Source organism: Pedobacter sp. G11 (genome assembly GCF_003860265.1).
GTDB classification, from domain to species: Bacteria; Bacteroidota; Bacteroidia; order Sphingobacteriales; family Sphingobacteriaceae; genus Pedobacter; species Pedobacter agri.
This window is the reverse complement of sequence record NZ_CP034190.1, coordinates 3,756,595-3,773,506: the sequence shown is the minus strand read 5'-3', so window position 1 is coordinate 3,773,506 and position 16,912 is coordinate 3,756,595. Positions and strand designations below refer to the sequence as shown.

The 16,912-nt window shown below is 39.9% G+C and carries 11 protein-coding genes; 3 read left to right on the top strand and 8 right to left on the bottom strand.

Translation table 11 applies throughout. From position 1 onward, the window contains the following. The first annotated feature begins 227 nt into the window (after positions 1–227). From EA772_RS16280 to EA772_RS16270, 3 genes are read left to right on the top strand one after another with little or no spacing between them, the layout of a single operon-like run. A complete protein-coding gene (locus EA772_RS16280; RefSeq protein WP_010602622.1) occupies positions 228–1,010 on the top strand; it encodes a 2Fe-2S iron-sulfur cluster-binding protein in 783 nt (260 codons plus the stop codon). Between the two features lie 12 nt (positions 1,011–1,022). Next, positions 1,023–2,003 (top strand): xanthine dehydrogenase family protein subunit M, encoded by a 981-nt coding sequence (locus EA772_RS16275; protein WP_124914135.1) that lies wholly within the window; start codon positions 1,023–1,025, stop codon positions 2,001–2,003. A gap of 13 nt (positions 2,004–2,016) precedes the next feature. Next, positions 2,017–4,146: a xanthine dehydrogenase family protein molybdopterin-binding subunit gene (locus EA772_RS16270; protein WP_124914134.1), complete on the top strand. Its 2,130-nt coding sequence runs from the start codon at positions 2,017–2,019 to the stop codon at positions 4,144–4,146. Between the two features lie 121 nt (positions 4,147–4,267). Here the strand turns inward: EA772_RS16270 and EA772_RS16265 are convergent, their stop codons facing one another. The 8 genes from EA772_RS16265 to EA772_RS16230 form a co-directional block, all read right to left on the bottom strand. Further along, a complete protein-coding gene (locus EA772_RS16265; protein WP_246833967.1) occupies positions 4,268–5,428 on the bottom strand; it encodes an NAD(P)/FAD-dependent oxidoreductase in 1,161 nt (386 codons plus the stop codon). A 19-nt stretch (positions 5,429–5,447) separates the two neighbouring features. After that, positions 5,448–6,206, bottom strand: a complete 759-nt coding sequence (locus EA772_RS16260; RefSeq protein WP_124914133.1) for an AraC family transcriptional regulator — start codon at positions 6,204–6,206, stop codon at positions 5,448–5,450. 450 nt (positions 6,207–6,656) lie between these two features. Next, positions 6,657–7,193 (bottom strand): DUF3347 domain-containing protein, encoded by a 537-nt coding sequence (locus tag EA772_RS16255; RefSeq protein ID WP_124914132.1) that lies wholly within the window; start codon positions 7,191–7,193, stop codon positions 6,657–6,659. A gap of 2 nt (positions 7,194–7,195) precedes the next feature. Beyond that, positions 7,196–9,643: a zinc-dependent metalloprotease gene (locus tag EA772_RS16250; RefSeq protein ID WP_124914131.1), complete on the bottom strand. Its 2,448-nt coding sequence runs from the start codon at positions 9,641–9,643 to the stop codon at positions 7,196–7,198. 1 nt (position 9,644) lies between these two features. Then, on the bottom strand, positions 9,645–11,075 hold the full coding sequence (locus EA772_RS16245) for a RagB/SusD family nutrient uptake outer membrane protein (protein WP_124914130.1): 1,431 nt from the start codon (positions 11,073–11,075) through the stop codon (positions 9,645–9,647). A gap of 4 nt (positions 11,076–11,079) precedes the next feature. After that, the gene (locus EA772_RS16240) at positions 11,080–14,685 is read right to left on the bottom strand and encodes a SusC/RagA family TonB-linked outer membrane protein (protein ID WP_246833966.1); all 3,606 of its coding nucleotides are present in this window, start codon (positions 14,683–14,685) and stop codon (positions 11,080–11,082) included. A 44-nt stretch (positions 14,686–14,729) separates the two neighbouring features. Next, positions 14,730–15,869 (bottom strand): FecR family protein, encoded by a 1,140-nt coding sequence (locus EA772_RS16235; RefSeq protein ID WP_168187584.1) that lies wholly within the window; start codon positions 15,867–15,869, stop codon positions 14,730–14,732. 61 nt (positions 15,870–15,930) lie between these two features. Continuing rightward, positions 15,931–16,533 (bottom strand): RNA polymerase sigma factor, encoded by a 603-nt coding sequence (locus EA772_RS16230; protein WP_124914128.1) that lies wholly within the window; start codon positions 16,531–16,533, stop codon positions 15,931–15,933. Positions 16,534–16,912 lie beyond the last annotated feature (379 nt).

The window sequence follows — 16,912 nt, the reverse complement described above, 5'->3', positions numbered from 1 at the left end:
CATTTAATCGGTTGATAATTGCACATGATTTCCGGGATTTCAAAATTATTTTATTATCTCGGGGCTTTACTGAAAACCATTCCAAAAGATGCATCGGGCAGATGATCATTTGCAATTCGAACAATTTTTAGGTGATTATAAAACCATAACCCCTGCCCTGTGTTTAAAAAATAGCATCCAGCTGCCAGTCAGCAGGATACTAACTGTTTCCACCTCAAAACAGCAACATGAAACATAACAAAACACAGCTTACCCCTGAAGAAAAAAAACTCTTCGGCGATCTCATGCCCGAAGAATTAGAAGAAGTTATTCAATCCGGATTCAACAGGAGACATTTTATCAAGCTGATGGGTCTGGCTACAGCCGGTCTTTTAGCCAGCCACGCCATTGGCGCAGAGCAGCTCTTTGCCCGAAGCATTGAAGATGAAGCCATTGCCGATCTTATTCCAGCGGCGGTCGAAAACGGTATTACCATCAACTTTAAAGTGAATTCGGGAGTAAAAAAAGTGCTTATTGATTCCAGAATGACCCTGCTAGATACTCTTCGCGAACGAATCGGGCTCACGGGTTCCAAAAAAGGTTGTGATCATGGGCAATGCGGCGCCTGCACAGTGATAGTCGATGGGCAGCGGGTACTCTCCTGTCTGACCCTGGCAGCGACCTGTGAAGGAAAATCAGTGATTACCATTGAGGGGCTGGCAAAAGATAATGTGCTGAATCCCATGCAGGCAGCTTTTTTAAAACATGACGGATTCCAATGCGGGTTTTGTACTCCAGGTCAGATCTGCTCTGCTGTGGCGCTGATGAAAGAAGCCAAAGAAGGTAACCTGAGTTATTTGACAAAAGAGATCAGTGGTGATGCAACACCAGTAATGCTTTCAAATGAAGAAATCGCAGAACGCATGTCAGGAAATATTTGCCGTTGCGGCGCCTACCCTAACATTGTTGCTGCGATTAAGGAAGCTCAATCCGGCAAAAACATTACGCAAAACTGGCTTTTCGCAGGCTAAAACCCATTCCATATGAATCCTTTTAAGTTTATTTCAGCAAAAGATACAAATGCCGCCATTGCGGCACATCACCAAAATAACCAGGCTGCCTTCCTTGCCGGAGGAACCAATTTGATGGACCTGATGAAAGAGCATGTTGCTCTACCAGATGAAGTGATTGACCTGGGCAGAATAGGCCTAAAGGAGATTAAGGAAACCGATAACGGTATTTCTCTTGGCGCCCTGGCGAGCAATACCCTAACGGCCAACCATATTCTGGTCCGGAAACATTTCCCACTGCTAAGCAAGGCCATTCTCGCCGGAGCTTCTGCCCAGATCAGAAATATGGCTACAAATGGAGGAAACCTGTTGCAACGTACTCGTTGCAGCTATTTCTATGATATTTCAATGCCCTGTAATAAGCGTAAGCCAGGTAGCGGCTGCGCTGCGATGGAAGGCTTTAACAGGATGCACGCCATATTTGGCTGGTCAGATCAGTGCGTGGCCGTTTACCCCTCCGATATGGCGATCGCACTCAGTGCGCTGGATGCCCGAATAAAAGTGAGCGGTAATGGATCACAGCGGGTGATTGAAATGAGGGACTTTCACCTTTTGCCCGGGTCACACCCTGAGAAAGATAATAGCCTGTCTTCAGGAGAGCTCATCACTTCAATTGAACTTGCAAAAAACAGTTTCGGCAAAAATTGGGCTTATGTTAAGGTCAGGGACAGAAATTCCTATGCGTTTGCGCTGGTATCTGTTGCCGTAGGTTTGCAACTGGATAAAAACACCATTCAATCGGCTAAAATAGCAATGGGTGGTGTTGCACACAAACCCTGGAGGGCGCTAAACGCTGAAGCATTTTTGAAGGGTAAAAGTGCAACAAAAGCGAATTTCATCAAAGCTGCAGAAATGGAAATGGCCGCAGCAAAAGCCCTTTCACACAATCAGTTCAAAATAGACATGTCCAAAAACACACTGGTTAGCGCAATGGAAGTTGCACTCAAAGGTTAACAAAGAAATCGTTATGGAAGAAAATAAAAAATCAGTTGGAAAGGGCATCGACCGGATTGACGGAATACTTAAAATCACCGGAAAGGCGAGTTACGCAACCGACTACCCAGCCGTCAATCTGGCTTATGCAGTTTTATTTAAAAGCACCATCGCAGCCGGAGAGATAAAAGAAATTTTGACAGCTGAGGCCGAGAAAGCTCCAGGCGTATTGAAAGTGATTACCCATCAGAATGCCCCTAAGCTAAACATAAAAGGTGGTTTACGTGGCGGCGCACTCTTGCAGGGGCCTGAAATTACTTTTCACGGACAGCACATCGGCATCGTAGTGGCGGAAAGCTTTGAACAGGCCACCGCAGCCGCACACCTGATCAAAGTCAGCTATAACCATAAAGATGAAAAAATTGATTTTGAAAAACTTTCCAAAACCCCTGAGCTTCCAAAAGGAAAAGAACTCGCAGACCAGGTTCGTGGTGCAGGGAAATCAGCCCTGGCCAGCGCTGAGATCAGAGTTGAAGAAAAATATGAAACCCCGATAGAACATCATCACCCTTTAGAGCCGCACTCCACTTTAGCGGTATGGGAAGGCGAAAAACTGACGTTATACAACGGATCGCAAATTATCAACGGGGCACAGGGAGCTGCTGCAGCGACACTGAATTTAAAGCCCGAACAGGTGAGAATCATTTCTCCATTCATTGGAGGCGGATTCGGATCAAAAGGAGGACAATGGGCCAATCTGGTGCTCACCGCAGTTGCAGCTAAAATGACCGGCCGCCCGGTTAAGCTCGCCCTCACCCGCCAGCAAATGTTTAATTCAGTGGGCATGAGACAAAGGAATACCCAGCAGATTAGTCTGGGGGCAACAAAGGATGGAAAGCTTACCACCCTTTCGCACGAAACCATTTCACATACTGCTGTGGACAGTGAATACATAGAGCCCTGTGGCGACTGTTCTAAAATTATGTATGAGGTTCCCAATAGCCTGATCAGCTACCGGGTTGTACCCATGAATTTGATTTTACCCACCTATACGAGGGGGCCAGGAAAATCTACAGGCAGCTTTGCTTTAGAGTCCGCCATGGATGAGCTCGCCCACAAATTAAAAATGGATCCCATTGAACTCCGGATCAAAAATGAGCCAGCGAAAGATCCCTCAAACGGGAAACCCTGGTCATCGAGAACAACTATAAAATGTTTGCAGGAAGGAGCCAAAGCTTTTGGCTGGGATAAAAGAAAACCCCAGCCCGGAACAAACAAAATTGGTGACGATCTTATTGGGTACGGCGTAGCTTGTGGCACCTATCCGGCGAGGCAACGCGACAGCTCGGCAATCATCAAACTTAGCATGCGCAATTCAAAAGTATTTGCCATAGTCGAGATTGCGGCATCTGATTTGGGTACAGGAACCAATACGATTCTTGCTCAGACCGCAGCCGACGGTTTAGGCTTAAGTGTTGACCGGATTACCGTTAGGCTTGGAGATTCTAATCTGCCACCAGCGGCGGGCTCTGTAGGCTCCGTTGGCGCTTCGAGCTTTGCCAATGCAGTGAACGATGCCTGCACTAAAATCACAGACGAACTGCTGGCCAAATCCGGAAAACAATTTTTTGTCCGCCCCAGCGCATCCGAGCTGATGATCTCTGAAAATATCACTGCTTTTCAAACCCGCTCTGATTCCAAAGCACCTGAAGAAGCAGAAAAATATTCCTCACACAGCTTCAATGCAAATTTCGCAGAAGTTAGGATTAATAGCATAACCGGAATGATCAAAGTTACCCGTTTTCTGGCAGTCACCGGTGCCGGAAAGATTTTGAATCCAAAAACTGCCCGTTCGCAGATCATCGGCGGAAATATATGGGGGATTGGGATGGCTTTAAGTGAAGAGTCGGTGATTGATCCCAGATACGGAAATTTCGCTACCAGATCTTTTGCAGATTATCACGTACCGGCTAACCTGGACATTGGGGAAATGGAGGCAATTTTTATTAATGAAAAAGATGTCATCCCAAACAAAATGGGCGTAAAGGGCATCGGGGAAGTCGGTATCGTTGGGGTTGCTGCAGCGGTGGCCAATGCAGTTTTTAATGCCACAGGAAAAAGAATCAGAAGCCTGCCGATCACGCCTGAAAAGTTGCTTGGATAGCAATAAAATCAACTTTCGTGAACAAACCACCACATTTGATTGTGGCACCACAAGATACGAGCAGGCTACGATCATTTCGATGGCGTGCTCGTATCAAAAATGCACAACATCTTAATGATGATTAAAAAAAGCCAGCATTGTTTTTTAATGCATTTCCAGCATGCATGTTCTCACCATTTTCAAGCGATTTTTTCGCTGCATTTGCTGCCCTTTCCCACATTTTTATTTCGTAAGCTAGAATAGCTTCCTGAAGAGAGCCATAGTCAGCAGAAGTCAGACATTCACTTAGTTCAAGCGCATCAAGCATCGCCATATTTGCACCCTCCCCTGCAAAAGGTGGCATCACGTGAGCAGCATCACCGATCAGGGTCAGGTTGGAAAGCGTTTTCCAGTTTTGATCTAATGGTGCACAATAAATCGGACGGGGAATAAATGGCGTAGCTGCTTTCTCAAATATTTCATACCAGACACTACTCCAGTTGGGATATTCTCTTTTAAACCACTCCAGCACCGCCGTGCGATCTGAGAAGTCGACATCGATTTCTTTTGACCAATTTTCATTAGCTTTAAAACTCAGATAGAATCCAAGATCACCTCCTCCTTTCTGTCCCATGAGAATATTTTTTCCGTTTCCGAAAGCCATGATTTTTCCGCCGTTAATCAGTGAATACATCTGCGGCACCGCTTTCTTAGCATCATAAACATTACCTTCCAACATCGTGATGCCAGAATAGAAAGGCTTTATTTCAGTAAGATAAGGTCGGATTTTAGAATTTGCACCGTCCGAACCAATGACGAGATCTGCATAAACCGACAGGCCGTTTTTAAAAAATAGCATCCACCCTTGATTATGCCGTTCCATAGAGATAAAATGACTGTCCCAGACAACAGTATCTGGCGCTAAAGACGCTAACAATATCTTTCTTAACACACCGCGATCAATCTCAGGACGAAAGTTTTCGTTACCAAAATCTTCTTTGAGATTTTTTTCATGATCACTGAAGTGAATTTCCGCCTGTTCGTTTAAGATCAACGTTTTATCTGCACCCGGCATGAAGTTATTTTTAAACTCGGCTAAAAGATCAGCTTTAATCAAAGCTGCCATCCCGGATGCTTCATGCATGTCGAGTGGTGCGCCCTGCACACGTGCATCTTTATCAATATCTCTTTCGTACACCTGCACATCTGTTCCTTTCAGCTGTAACAGCCTGGCTAAAGTCAGGCCGCCCGGACCGCCGCCAATCACTGCTATTTTTTTATCTTTGATTTGCATATTTTTCATCGTTTTGAACGATGCTAAATTATGCCGTCCTGAAAGAAGATAATAGTATAAATCGGTCGTTTTTATTTTTAAAAAGTTCTTTAGGAACTACCCCGGAAAACTTTTTTATTTCTTTGATAAAATGGTTTTGATCTGTAAAATTCAGCTCCGGGAAAAGTTTTCCCTGTGCAATATGTTCCAGCGAGGCTCGGAAGCGAAGTAAATTGCAAAATAACTTCAATGAAATGCCGAATCGCTGATTAAAATACCGGTTCATTTGCCGGCTGCTCCATCCAACTTTTTCAGAAAGCTCCTTTACGGTAACAGAACCATGTGTATGATAGATAAGATCAAATAATTTCTTTTTGCGAAGATCAATTTCCTTTGGAATACGAGAGCTTATTATTTGTGATAACCTTTCGCAAAAGCTTTCAAAATCATTGAGATCTTGAAGATTAATTTCCCAAAAATCATGAGATAATGTTTTTCCCTTATCAACAATATCTGAAATGCTTTCATGGAAGACATATTCCACGGCAAGCAGCTTGAAACTTACTGCAAATCTTGAACTTTTCGCAGGGATAATTCCTTCATCATGGTATTGTGTACCCAAACCAAGAAGTACAATCCTAAACGGTTGGTTGTCTGACTGGATAAAAAATAAATCTATTCGTCCGTCAGGTAATCCGACCGTTTTCTTATCTTGCTCCGATTCATTGCGCAGCACCCAAAAACTCTCCACAAAGTCTGAAAGTGATTCATCAGGTTTAACTTGTTTATAGTAGATGCTGCTGTCCATATTTGCTTCAAGTAATCTGCAGGTACGAAAGTGTTTTTTTATTTGGAATACCATTCAAATCTAGCATTATCAATACGAGAAATAACCAATCGCTACATCTTTTCATCGCCTTTAACTTTTTAAGCTAGAATTTGCTAGATAGAACAGCTCAAACCAGAACTTTGAGTCTTTCATACCGCAAAAAAAGCTGCGGTATTTTTGCAATATCCATTTAGCCTCTTTAAACACAAACTTCTCCAATAATTTGCTTGTTATTTATACTATTCGTTAACATATCTATATAACCTTCGGCTAGAAAAAATGATTGCTTAAACATTTATTCAGTTCAAGTGCATGTCATATTATTCAACCGACTCACTATATAAAACTTGGTTAAGAATCAAGCATAAAATAAGCTGCAAGAAACATCCGTTATCCTGCAGCTATCAATCATTAACTATAATTAAGTTCTTATTTTTCTGCGATCACTTCACCGCAGGTAAGCATATTCTTTGGATAATACGGGTTTTCAATCTTCTTATCATCACTAACCCATGTAGTACCCATCATCGGACATTTTTGCTGGTAAAGCATCATATTTTCAGGTTTTACCTTCTCTACGATTGACCAAAATTGAATGGATAACTTTTCAAATAACTTCCGCTGTTCATTTATTGATGATGAAACCACAATACTGTCAGCTAATGCTTTGATATCTTTACGGGCAGTGGTAGCTGTATTCATTTCTTCCAACGTCAATTTTTTAAATTTAAATTTCCCAAAAGCGGTAGAAAATTCTGATGCAGCCGTAGCTGTTTTTTTTAAATCGGAAACAACCAGGCTGTTTTTCATGGCTAAATAATGAGCAACCACTCTTTTCTTCAGCTCTTCTCGTTGTTGAGCCAGTTCTGGTGTGGCTACTTCTTGCGCAGATGTTTTAACCTGAGCACTTGTATTGAGGTTAACTGCAATTATTAAAATTATTGCAGCGATAATGTAATTCTTCATTTTTAAGGGTTTAAGCTTGTTTTCTTTAAAATTTTATCTATATCTATAGTTATATCTTGAAGATGTAGCTGATCGATTCCTGAAGTTAGTGAGGTGAGCTCTTCTACCTTTTTTCTAATGGCTTTGATATGAGCAATGGCTTCCAACCTGACATCACTACGCTGGGCATTACTCATCATCTTTCCGTCAGCAACATCTTTTGGATTGATCAACATACCTAATTTTTCTATGTAAGATCGTTGTAAACTCCTTAGATAAGTATTTTGCTGAATGTCAGGCGAGTTTTTTTTCCAAACTGTTGGCAATAAATCATTTAAGAACTCGCTAACTGGGTACGGATCGGTAGAATTTAACGCTTTCTGGCTCAAGTTATACAGCATGCCAGCGCTCAAAAACATGTTTAACATCTGCGATTGCTGATCAGAAATTTGCTCCATGGGTTTCAGATCAATAAATTTTGAAATTTCTGCAGGATACATCCACAGGGGTGCTTCAAAAACCTGCCGTCCCACGTATCCCACTACGCTTTTAACTTTCGCTTTCGGAACCTCCCCATAAACCACTCCTTTCTCATCCACACTTCTTTTGGTTACATAGCGACTGCCGATATTTTTCATTACATGATACAAATAACGGCTATATTGCTTCACCACGTCCTTATGCAATTCTTCCAGATTATTGTACTGGTCGCCAGGCTCATAAGTCCACTGATTCAAATTAGCCACTACCCTTTTCAGGTTTTTGATTCCATATTCACTTGCAGCAATTGCATCATCTCCCAAATCTTCAGATTGACTTCTCGGATCTTCATCTTTTCCTTCCCCACCAAACCATAATCTTGGATTTTTAGTCAATGTATCTGTTGTAATCTTCGCCAATAGTTTTTCTTCTTCGTACTCATCTTCTACTTTATCAAAATAGCGGTAACCCCAGTTAATTGCCCATTTGTCGTAAGCCCCTATTCTGGCATAAATTCCTTTAGGCGAAATATTATCTTCAGGCTGCGCCACATAATTAAATCTGGCATAATCCATAATAGAAACGGTATGGCCGTTTTTCTCCACCCAGGCTTTGTCGCGTAATTTCTCAACAGGTGTCTGGCTGCTCGCCCCCATATTGTGCCTTAAACCGAGGGTATGTCCGAGTTCATGTGAAGAAACAAAGCGAATCAACTGCCCCATCAGTTCATCGTCAAACTGCATTTTCTGCGCCCGTTTATCTATTGGCCCTGCCTGAATCATATACCAGTTGTGCACCAGTTTCATCACATTGTGATACCACCCTACATGGCTTTCCATAATTTCCCCACTGCGTGGATCACTGATTCTTGGTCCGTAAGCATTTGGTGTCTCAGAAGCATAATACCTGATTACAGAAAAACGGGCATCCTCCAAACTCATTGTGGTATCATTAGCTGGCCACTCCTTTCCGATGATTGCATTTTTAAAACCAGCCTGCTCGAAAGCTTTTTGCCAGTCATTTATTCCTTGAATTAAATAAGGGCGCCATTTTTTTGGTGTTGCCGGATCGATATAATAAATAATTTGCTTTTTTGGCTCTACTAAAACTCCCCTGTTGTATTTTGCCAAATCTTCTTTTTTCGGTTCCAAACGGTAGCGCTGTACAATATATTTTGTTTGCGTACGTTGATAATCTTCATCAAAAAGAATGTACTTGTTATTAAAATAGCCCACACGTTCATCAGATAAACGCTTTCTCATGGGCGCCTTTGGCAATAAAATAAAAGATGTGTTTAACCGTAAGGTTACCGCTCCAGTTAACGCACCTGCTGGAATACCAAGTCCAGCGCTAGCATAGGTTTTTGTGGTTTTGATTTCAGTGTTTAGAGGATAACAGGCAATACGCTCAATGAAAGAACGGTCATCAGCTAAACTGTTTAACTTTTTGGATGACTTCTCATCCGCAGGAATAGAAACCACCGGGATATCTTTTTTGAAAAAATCAGTCACATCGATTACATAATTTCCAGTTACTGGATTTTTTGCTTTGATATCAAAACTTGCCACAATAGGACTTTCCTGCGATTGCATCACCGCCTGATAAATTGGTCCATCCGTATTTTTAGTTTCCTGGCGGTAAACAACTCCTTTTAAAAAGAGGTTATTATTGTTTCCTTTTTGAAAGTAAAGCGTCTGTTCATTCACTTTCTCCCCACCGAAACTGCCAAAGCCCTGAGGTGTGGTAATGTAGCGGGTAACGGCAAGTAAGTAACGGCCTAACAAAGTATCAGGCACCTCGAAATACCATTTCTGATCTACCTGCCGAACATTAAAAAGCCCATCTTGTCCAATTGCCGTTGCCGGAATTACCTTGGCATATTCTACAGGTGCTTTTTTCGCAGAACTGTCAGGTTTTGTAACCGGTTTCTGACCAAATGCTGTTAGCGAGAGCGCAAATGAAATCGGAAATAAAATTTGTTTAAAATTCATCTTAAAACGGAAGGGTTTCGTTGGTATTTAATGTTAGATTAGGATTCTTTTTCAATATGCTAAGCGGAAATGGAATCACATATAACCGTGATGTAGGCAATAGCGTATAAGTTTCTTGAGGAACGGTTTTATTCACAATCGGATACTTACGAACCACCGTTTTTGCATATTCCGATTCTGTATTTAATCGTTTTAAGTCAAAGAACCTATTGAAACCCAATACCATTTCTTTTCTACGTTCATTAATGATAATTTCCATTGTTTCTTTTCTGGTAGCCGGAACAGGTAGTGCAATTGTTCCTGAAAGAATTCGCTTCTCACGAAACTTATTTACAATTGCCATTGCACCGGCTAAATCATTTTGACGAGCCAAACATTCAGCCTGCATTAAATAAACTTCGGTAGTTTTTAAACCCACTGTTGGATAGAAAAAACGTGTATAAGCGATACTGTAATATGCAGCGCCAGAACCAATATCCAAAAAGCTTGCGCTTGTGGTATTGAAAAACATGTTAAAACGGGCATCATTAGTTCCAAATAAATTCCGCAATTCTGGACTAATTAACCATGTATAACCAAAGTTGGTTTCGTTATAGCCTTGGATATATTGATAACTTAAAACCTCAGGATTGTTAGGTGCAATGATTGGTGTAACAGATGGTCCGCCTTGCGTTGTGGTGTATTTTACCAAATCAAAAATTTGATTATTATAAGAAAGCGATTTTTCGCAAGCTTCTTTTGCTTGCGAAATTTCTCTTTTAAACAAATGAATTTTCGCTTTCAATGCCCAGGCAAACGCGAGTGATGGATGATATGGATCCGATGGTTGTGCCTGAAGAAAAGGGATGGCTTCATCGATATCTTTCTGGATAAAATCATAAACCTGTGCAACTGTAGATTTTGTGGGTTGTGCTTCGAGATCGTATTTATCCATGATGCAAATACCACCATCTGTTGCTGCAGTTGCCGGATTATAAGCTTTTGCATAAACGTTAACCAATAAAAAATGATCAAAAGCCCTGAATGCTTTAGCCTCTGCCTTAGCCAAGGCTTTTACATTATCATCTCCCTTGCTCGCATCAACTGATGAAATGATGGTGTTCCATCGGTTGATATAAAGATAAGCACGATCGTAAAAGTTTGATGAATTAACCATCGATACTCGATCTAAATTTTCGTTGAACGTGAAATGTACCGTGTTAATATTCGGTGTTAGTCCGATAAAATTTGACTCCTTCAACCACATATCATCAACCAAGTATTGGAAATTGCTAATTAGGTAAGCCCTATTTGGGAAAGAAACCAATTCATAATAATCTTGAGCCGTTTCTACAACTTGCACTCCACGTGGTGTAAGATCTGTATATTTTTTACATCCAGAAACCGCAATAGCGATTAAAAATGATGCGACGATTGCTATATTTTTTTTCATGATGCTAAAAAGTTAAGTTAATGCCCAATACAAATGATTTAGGATTTTGCAGCGTTCTGGTACCCGAATTAAGCGAATAAGATTCTGGATCAATATCGTCGCCAGCAGCACTTGCATACCATAAATTATTTACTTGTGCCGTAAATTTTGCAGAAGGAATATTGAATTTTTTTATAAAAGATTTTGGCAAATTATAGCCTAGAGAAATACTTCTAAGTTTAACATAATCAGCCTTCACTACATTCACATCAGCTTTCTGCCACATGGTTGAAATAGATAAAGCTCTCGGAATCATTGCTTCTGAATAATCAACAAGAAGTCTTGGTAATTCTGGCGTAATTCCGTTTTTATAACGTTGAGTGATATCTAAATCAGAAATATCATTACTGCCAAGAGACGTAACATCTTTCCGCATTACATTACCACCAGAGAAAACTAACAAAGCACTCAATTCGAAGTTTTTATAAGAAACACGTTGCGAGAATGAACCATTATAAGTTGGTATTAAAGTGCCCATGCTTACTAGGGCTGCATAGTTGTTAATATCACGACTACTTGATACAACCGGGTTTCCATTTCCATCAAACTCAAGCGTTGCTCTACCATTCTCATCTAAAAAGTAAGGATAACCATTCGTCATTCCGCCGTAACGGTAAGCATATAAAGTATTGTAATTGGTTCCTTCAGTATAATATGTAGATGGTGAAGAAACATAATTGTTAGCTGTGGAGAGCCCTCTGTTCACTTTACCAATTTTGCTTCTGTTAAAACCCAGAACGAATGTAGAACTCAGCATCAGATCGCCTGATTTAAGCCAGTCGCCATTTACTGTAAACTCAATCCCTTTGTTTCTTAAGATACCATTATTAATCACTAATGATGCTGTTCCAACAGTTGGATCTAAATCGGTAGTTACCAATAAATCAGTACTTTTTCTATCATAAAAATCTATAGTTCCGCGTAGTCGATTACCCAAGAAAGCCAGATCTAAACCTATATTGTAGGTTTCTGTTTTTTCCCAACGCAATTTAGGGTTTGGTAGCCCAGTAATATTTAGATATTGTAGGGAAGTGAATAAGTTATCGTTCACTCTTCTAGCCGTTAAGAATTTTGTAGTTTCAGTGTTCTGGTTCCCATTAACTCCGTATGTTGCTCTTAGTTTAATTAAATTAATCCATCCAAGAGATTCAAAAAACTTCTCATTACTAGCATTCCAACCTAAACCAACGGACCATAATGGCCTGTTTTTAAATTCCGGATCAGCACCAAAAAAATCCGCTTGATCAATCCTGAAACTCCCTGTTACGTTATATCTGCTTAAATAGGTATAACTGGCATTTGAAAAATAAGAAAGATTTCTATGTTTTGTTTCCTGAAACGATCGACCTGCAATACCAAGGGTTTTATTGGCGCCAAAAATATAACTTGGCAAACCTGTTTGACTAACTGTTTGATTGTTAATTATGGTTGAGGTTAATGTTACCGGATCATAGCCGTATCTAATATCCATCATTCCGATAGGCGAAAAAGTTTGACGCATTTCTGTACCTGCAATAGCGGCTATTGAATGTTTACCATCGTTAAAAGATTTATCAAAACTCAATTGATTTCTAAAGGTATAAGCATTGTTTTGTTGCATATTCTGGCTTATCCTGCCGCCCGTAGGTAATCCGTAAGTATAAACATTTGTAGCTGGCGTAAAACCTACCAAGGCATTGTAAGCAGCTCTCATTTTGTAAGAATTTACATCGTAAATCTGCTCAGCCTTTTTCGTTCCCATCTCATATTGAATCTGACTTGAGAAATTCAGACCATCAATGATTTTAGCTTGAATGTTAGCAAAAGCCCTTAAGGAAACGGTGTTAGACTCAATTAAACCTTCATTTAATGATTCCAAAATGTTAAAACGGTATGATTTATACTGTGGTGTATTAACCAATGAACCTGCTACTGCACCATTAATAGGCGACCCAGCTATACCATCTGGTAAATTCACATAATTAGCATAAACCAAACTTCCATCAGGATTTACTATAGAAGTATAACGAGGCGATATAGCTGTATAAGAATCGTAATCAGCATCAGTTGATGTAGATGCAGAATATGCACCATTGAAGCCTAAATTTGTAGACAACCATTTTTTAATGTTGTAGGTATTTTTAAAATATAAAGTTACCTTTTGACTAATGTTTCCTATTACCCTTTCTGCAGAACGATCATAATTAATGGATGCAAAAGTATTTGATTTTGAATTCGCCGAACTAAGTGATAAATTATAGCGCTGACGAAAAGCGTTCTGCCATACATTGTCACGATATTGCTCGTAGTAATCAGTATTTTTGAAATTTCCAATTTGTTGGTTAAACTGATTAGTTGTAATCTTTCCTGCATCTCTATCGCGAAATAATTGATAAAGCGGACTGTAATATTTGATATTTCCATTTGCCACAGTGCCGTAAGCCGCAAACATCGTTTCGGTATTGGCATACCTTGCTCTTTCTCTGCCATAAACATCCGTTTCAAAATCAACAATATCAGCAGGTGAAGCATAATGCATGCTTTCGAAAGTCGGCTTAGTATCGATAAAGAAATCGGTATTTAAAGAAATTTTTAAAGGTGAATTCCCTTTTTTAGTGGTTAAAACGATCACACCATTTGCTGATCGTGAGCCATAAATAGAAGCCGCAGCCCCATCCTTTAATACAGTTATTGTTTCAATATCGTAAGGGTTAATTTCATTTAGTGGTGTTTCAGTTGGCAAACCATCAAGCACAACTAGCGGAGCATTTCCACCCACCAATGAAAATGTGGCCTGACCTCTCAATACAGGTTGATCTGCTCCTAGGCCAAATGGATTTTTGTTATAAACTAATCCCGCCACACGGCCCTCTAAAGCGCTTAAAATGTCGATGTTGATGTTTTCGTTAAGTTTTTTTTCATCTAGTATGGTCGCGGCGCCAGTTGAACGTTCTTTACTTATCGTTTGAAATCCATTTACTACCACATCAGCCAGTAATGATGAGTTTGCCATCAGTTTAACAGTGACAACTTTCAAAGCAGCATCTTTATCAAATTTTTGTGTAGCGGAAAGGTATCCGATATAATTAATATCCAAAGTATTAAACTGGCTGTTTAGGTTCACGTTAAAGTGACCGTTTCCATCTGTGGTTGTATATCTATTTGTACCTTTGATTTTTACAGATGCCCCCGGTAATGGCCCGCCCAGACTATCGGTGACCATACCATGAAGCATGTAGTCCTCCAGATTTTCAAGAACAGCTTTTAATACAATCGTTCTGTTGTTACGAATTTCATAACTAAAAGCCTGCCCTTTAACTACCGCATCCATCAATGTTTTAATATTTGATGTGCTTAGGCTCAGATCAATCGGCTTAGCTTTTTTTACCAATTCAGCATCATAAACAAATTCGTAGGATGTTTTTGTTGATATCTCTGAAATAACACTGTTAAGTGGCGCTTTGTTAAAGTTGTACTGGGTATTTTGCGCATTTACATCAAACGAAATTAACATCGTTATTAATAAAAATGCAGACCAGTTTAATAAATAGCCGCATCCCGATCGGACGAAGCGAAAGTAGTGGTTTGTCATAAAAATTAGTTTGGTTGGTTGTTAGTTGACGACGACGGGGAATCTTACTCTTCTAATACAATTTTATTCGCTTTCAAATTAAATTCCAGGCCTGTAGCTTTTGAAATGTTTCCCAGCACCTCATCAATATCCGCCCTGCGGGATATTTTCATGTAGAGATTTTTCTGCGGTAAAACCGTCAAATCTACTTCGACATCATACCATCTGGCTAACTTCTGCATTACAACAGCCAATGGCGTATCATTAAACAAAAATTCGCCTTTGGTCCATGCGCTAAAATCCTCAGCAGAAACATTACGCACATTTAATGTACTGTAACCTGCAATTACCTGCTGATTTGGTATTAAAACAACTTTGCCGCTTGTGTTGGAGAATTGAATACTGCCCTCCAATAAAGTTGCTTCCGTTCCTTCATTTTCAGGATAGCTGCTTACGTTAAACTGTGTGCCTAAGACTTTAATTTCACTGCCACCGATGGCCACAATAAAAGGTTTCTCAGGATTTTTTGTTACGTTAAAGAAAGCCTCTCCTTCTACATAAACCTTCCTTTCCGGTCCGCGAAAATCCATCGGGAAGATTAGTTTTGAGCCGGCATTCAACATCACAACCGAGCCGTCGCCCAGTGTAATCCTGTACTCACCACCATTTGGCGTTTCCAGGGTATTCAATTTAGAAGCAGTTGTAGCATCAGCATTTACGGTCATGTAAACGATTGAACCATCCGCCTTCTTAATAATCTGAATACCACCTTGCGCATAAATCACTCCCTTTTTAACTGCTCCAAGTTTAGCTTTTGCACCATTAAAACTTAAGGTGGCGATAGCAGCACCCGGAACGACGTTATGGGTGGGATTCAAAAACTTAAAGATCATCAGGCCAATTGAAAAAAACACTAAAATGGCAGCGGCAATTTTTACTATTTCAGACCTAAGTACTTTGAGCAATTTGCTTTCCGGCTTGGCAAATAGCTGTTTCGTGAGATTTGAATAAATCAAATCAAGTCTCGGCTGATCAGTTTCGCTTAAATCTTGTGTGTCCTTCTTAAATTCAGCACGGATCAATCTTTCCAACTCCTCCTGATCAGCATTGCCGAAGTAATCAAAAAGTTGATTCAATTGGGCAGCACTGCTTTTCTCAGCAAGAAATTTTCCGAATAATTCTGGTTTTGAAGTGTTTTCTTCCATCGTTGTCATAGTATAATATGCACGAGATTGCGAAACACACTATTCATGCTTTGTTTTTTTTTTATTTTTTGAGGTAAGCCGCAATGCAAAGCAGAATGAATTCCTGAGCGTGAAAAAAGACATATCGTTTGATATATTTGGTAGCACTGACCAGTTGATTACTCACCGTTGATGGACTTAAAGACAATATTTCTGCGGCTTCCTGGTAGCTCTTTCCTTCTATCCTACAAAGCTTAAAAATTTCTTTACGTTGTGCAGGGAGCTTTTCTATCGCTTCATTCAACAAGGAAAGACGTTCCTTATTGAAAATATAATCTTCTGTTTGATTGTAGAATTCCGCAAAAGTTTCCAGAAGATGCCTTTGCATTTTGATATCAAGCGCTAATTTGCGATAATAGGCATAGATGGTATTCTGAGCGATGGTAAAAATCCAGCCTTTGAATGATTTTTCGAGATCGATTTCCGATTTATTTAGCCAGACTTTTAAAAAAACATCCTGCATTAATTCATCAGCAATTTCACTTGATTTAATCATTCGCTGCATCTTTGGAAGCAACATTTTACTATATCTAGCATAAATGAAATCAAAAGCATCCCTTTTCCCAACTTTTAAGTCTTCGAGGTATCTTAATTCTTCGCTATCGTTCAGATTATCAAAGGGCATTTACGCAAAAATACAAATTAAGCCTATAAAATCTTAACATTTACCTATCCATGGCGCAGAATAATGGTTTTTAAATGATTCCAAGATTCAGAAAACTACAAAAACAGCAAAGCCAAACCAGTTGATTTAACGATTTAGCTTATAACTAATACTATTTTTTCGACTTCCAAATAAAAGATTAATTAATCCGACTATTAAATAGCAAATTTCTTAATATCTTTTGATGAGTTTAATTGCTATTGAAGCAAAAGGCTAGTCAAGTATTTGATGCTTATGGGCTTCATACGACTTTATTTATTTACAAAAGAATATTTTCGGCTATTATGAACCTTTGATAGATAATTGATACCCTTCCTTCCCGGTGGCGGATGACACCAGT

Excerpts from the sequence above, each read along its gene's own strand:
- EA772_RS16255 (WP_124914132.1), bottom strand. The coding sequence starts at position 7,193 with ATGAAGAATTACATTATCGCTGCAATAATTTTAATAATTGCAGTTAAC.
- EA772_RS16235 (WP_168187584.1), bottom strand. The coding sequence starts at position 15,869 with ATGGAAGAAAACACTTCAAAACCAGAATTATTCGGAAAATTTCTTGCT.
- EA772_RS16260 (WP_124914133.1), bottom strand. The coding sequence starts at position 6,206 with ATGGACAGCAGCATCTACTATAAACAAGTTAAACCTGATGAATCACTT.
- EA772_RS16245 (WP_124914130.1), bottom strand. The coding sequence starts at position 11,075 with ATGAAAAAAAATATAGCAATCGTCGCATCATTTTTAATCGCTATTGCG.
- EA772_RS16240 (WP_246833966.1), bottom strand. The coding sequence starts at position 14,685 with ATGACAAACCACTACTTTCGCTTCGTCCGATCGGGATGCGGCTATTTA.
- EA772_RS16230 (WP_124914128.1), bottom strand. The coding sequence starts at position 16,533 with ATGCCCTTTGATAATCTGAACGATAGCGAAGAATTAAGATACCTCGAA.
- EA772_RS16280 (WP_010602622.1), top strand. The coding sequence starts at position 228 with ATGAAACATAACAAAACACAGCTTACCCCTGAAGAAAAAAAACTCTTC.
- EA772_RS16270 (WP_124914134.1), top strand. The coding sequence starts at position 2,017 with ATGGAAGAAAATAAAAAATCAGTTGGAAAGGGCATCGACCGGATTGAC.
- EA772_RS16250 (WP_124914131.1), bottom strand. The coding sequence starts at position 9,643 with ATGAATTTTAAACAAATTTTATTTCCGATTTCATTTGCGCTCTCGCTA.
- EA772_RS16265 (WP_246833967.1), bottom strand. The coding sequence starts at position 5,428 with ATGAAAAATATGCAAATCAAAGATAAAAAAATAGCAGTGATTGGCGGC.
- EA772_RS16275 (WP_124914135.1), top strand. The coding sequence starts at position 1,023 with ATGAATCCTTTTAAGTTTATTTCAGCAAAAGATACAAATGCCGCCATT.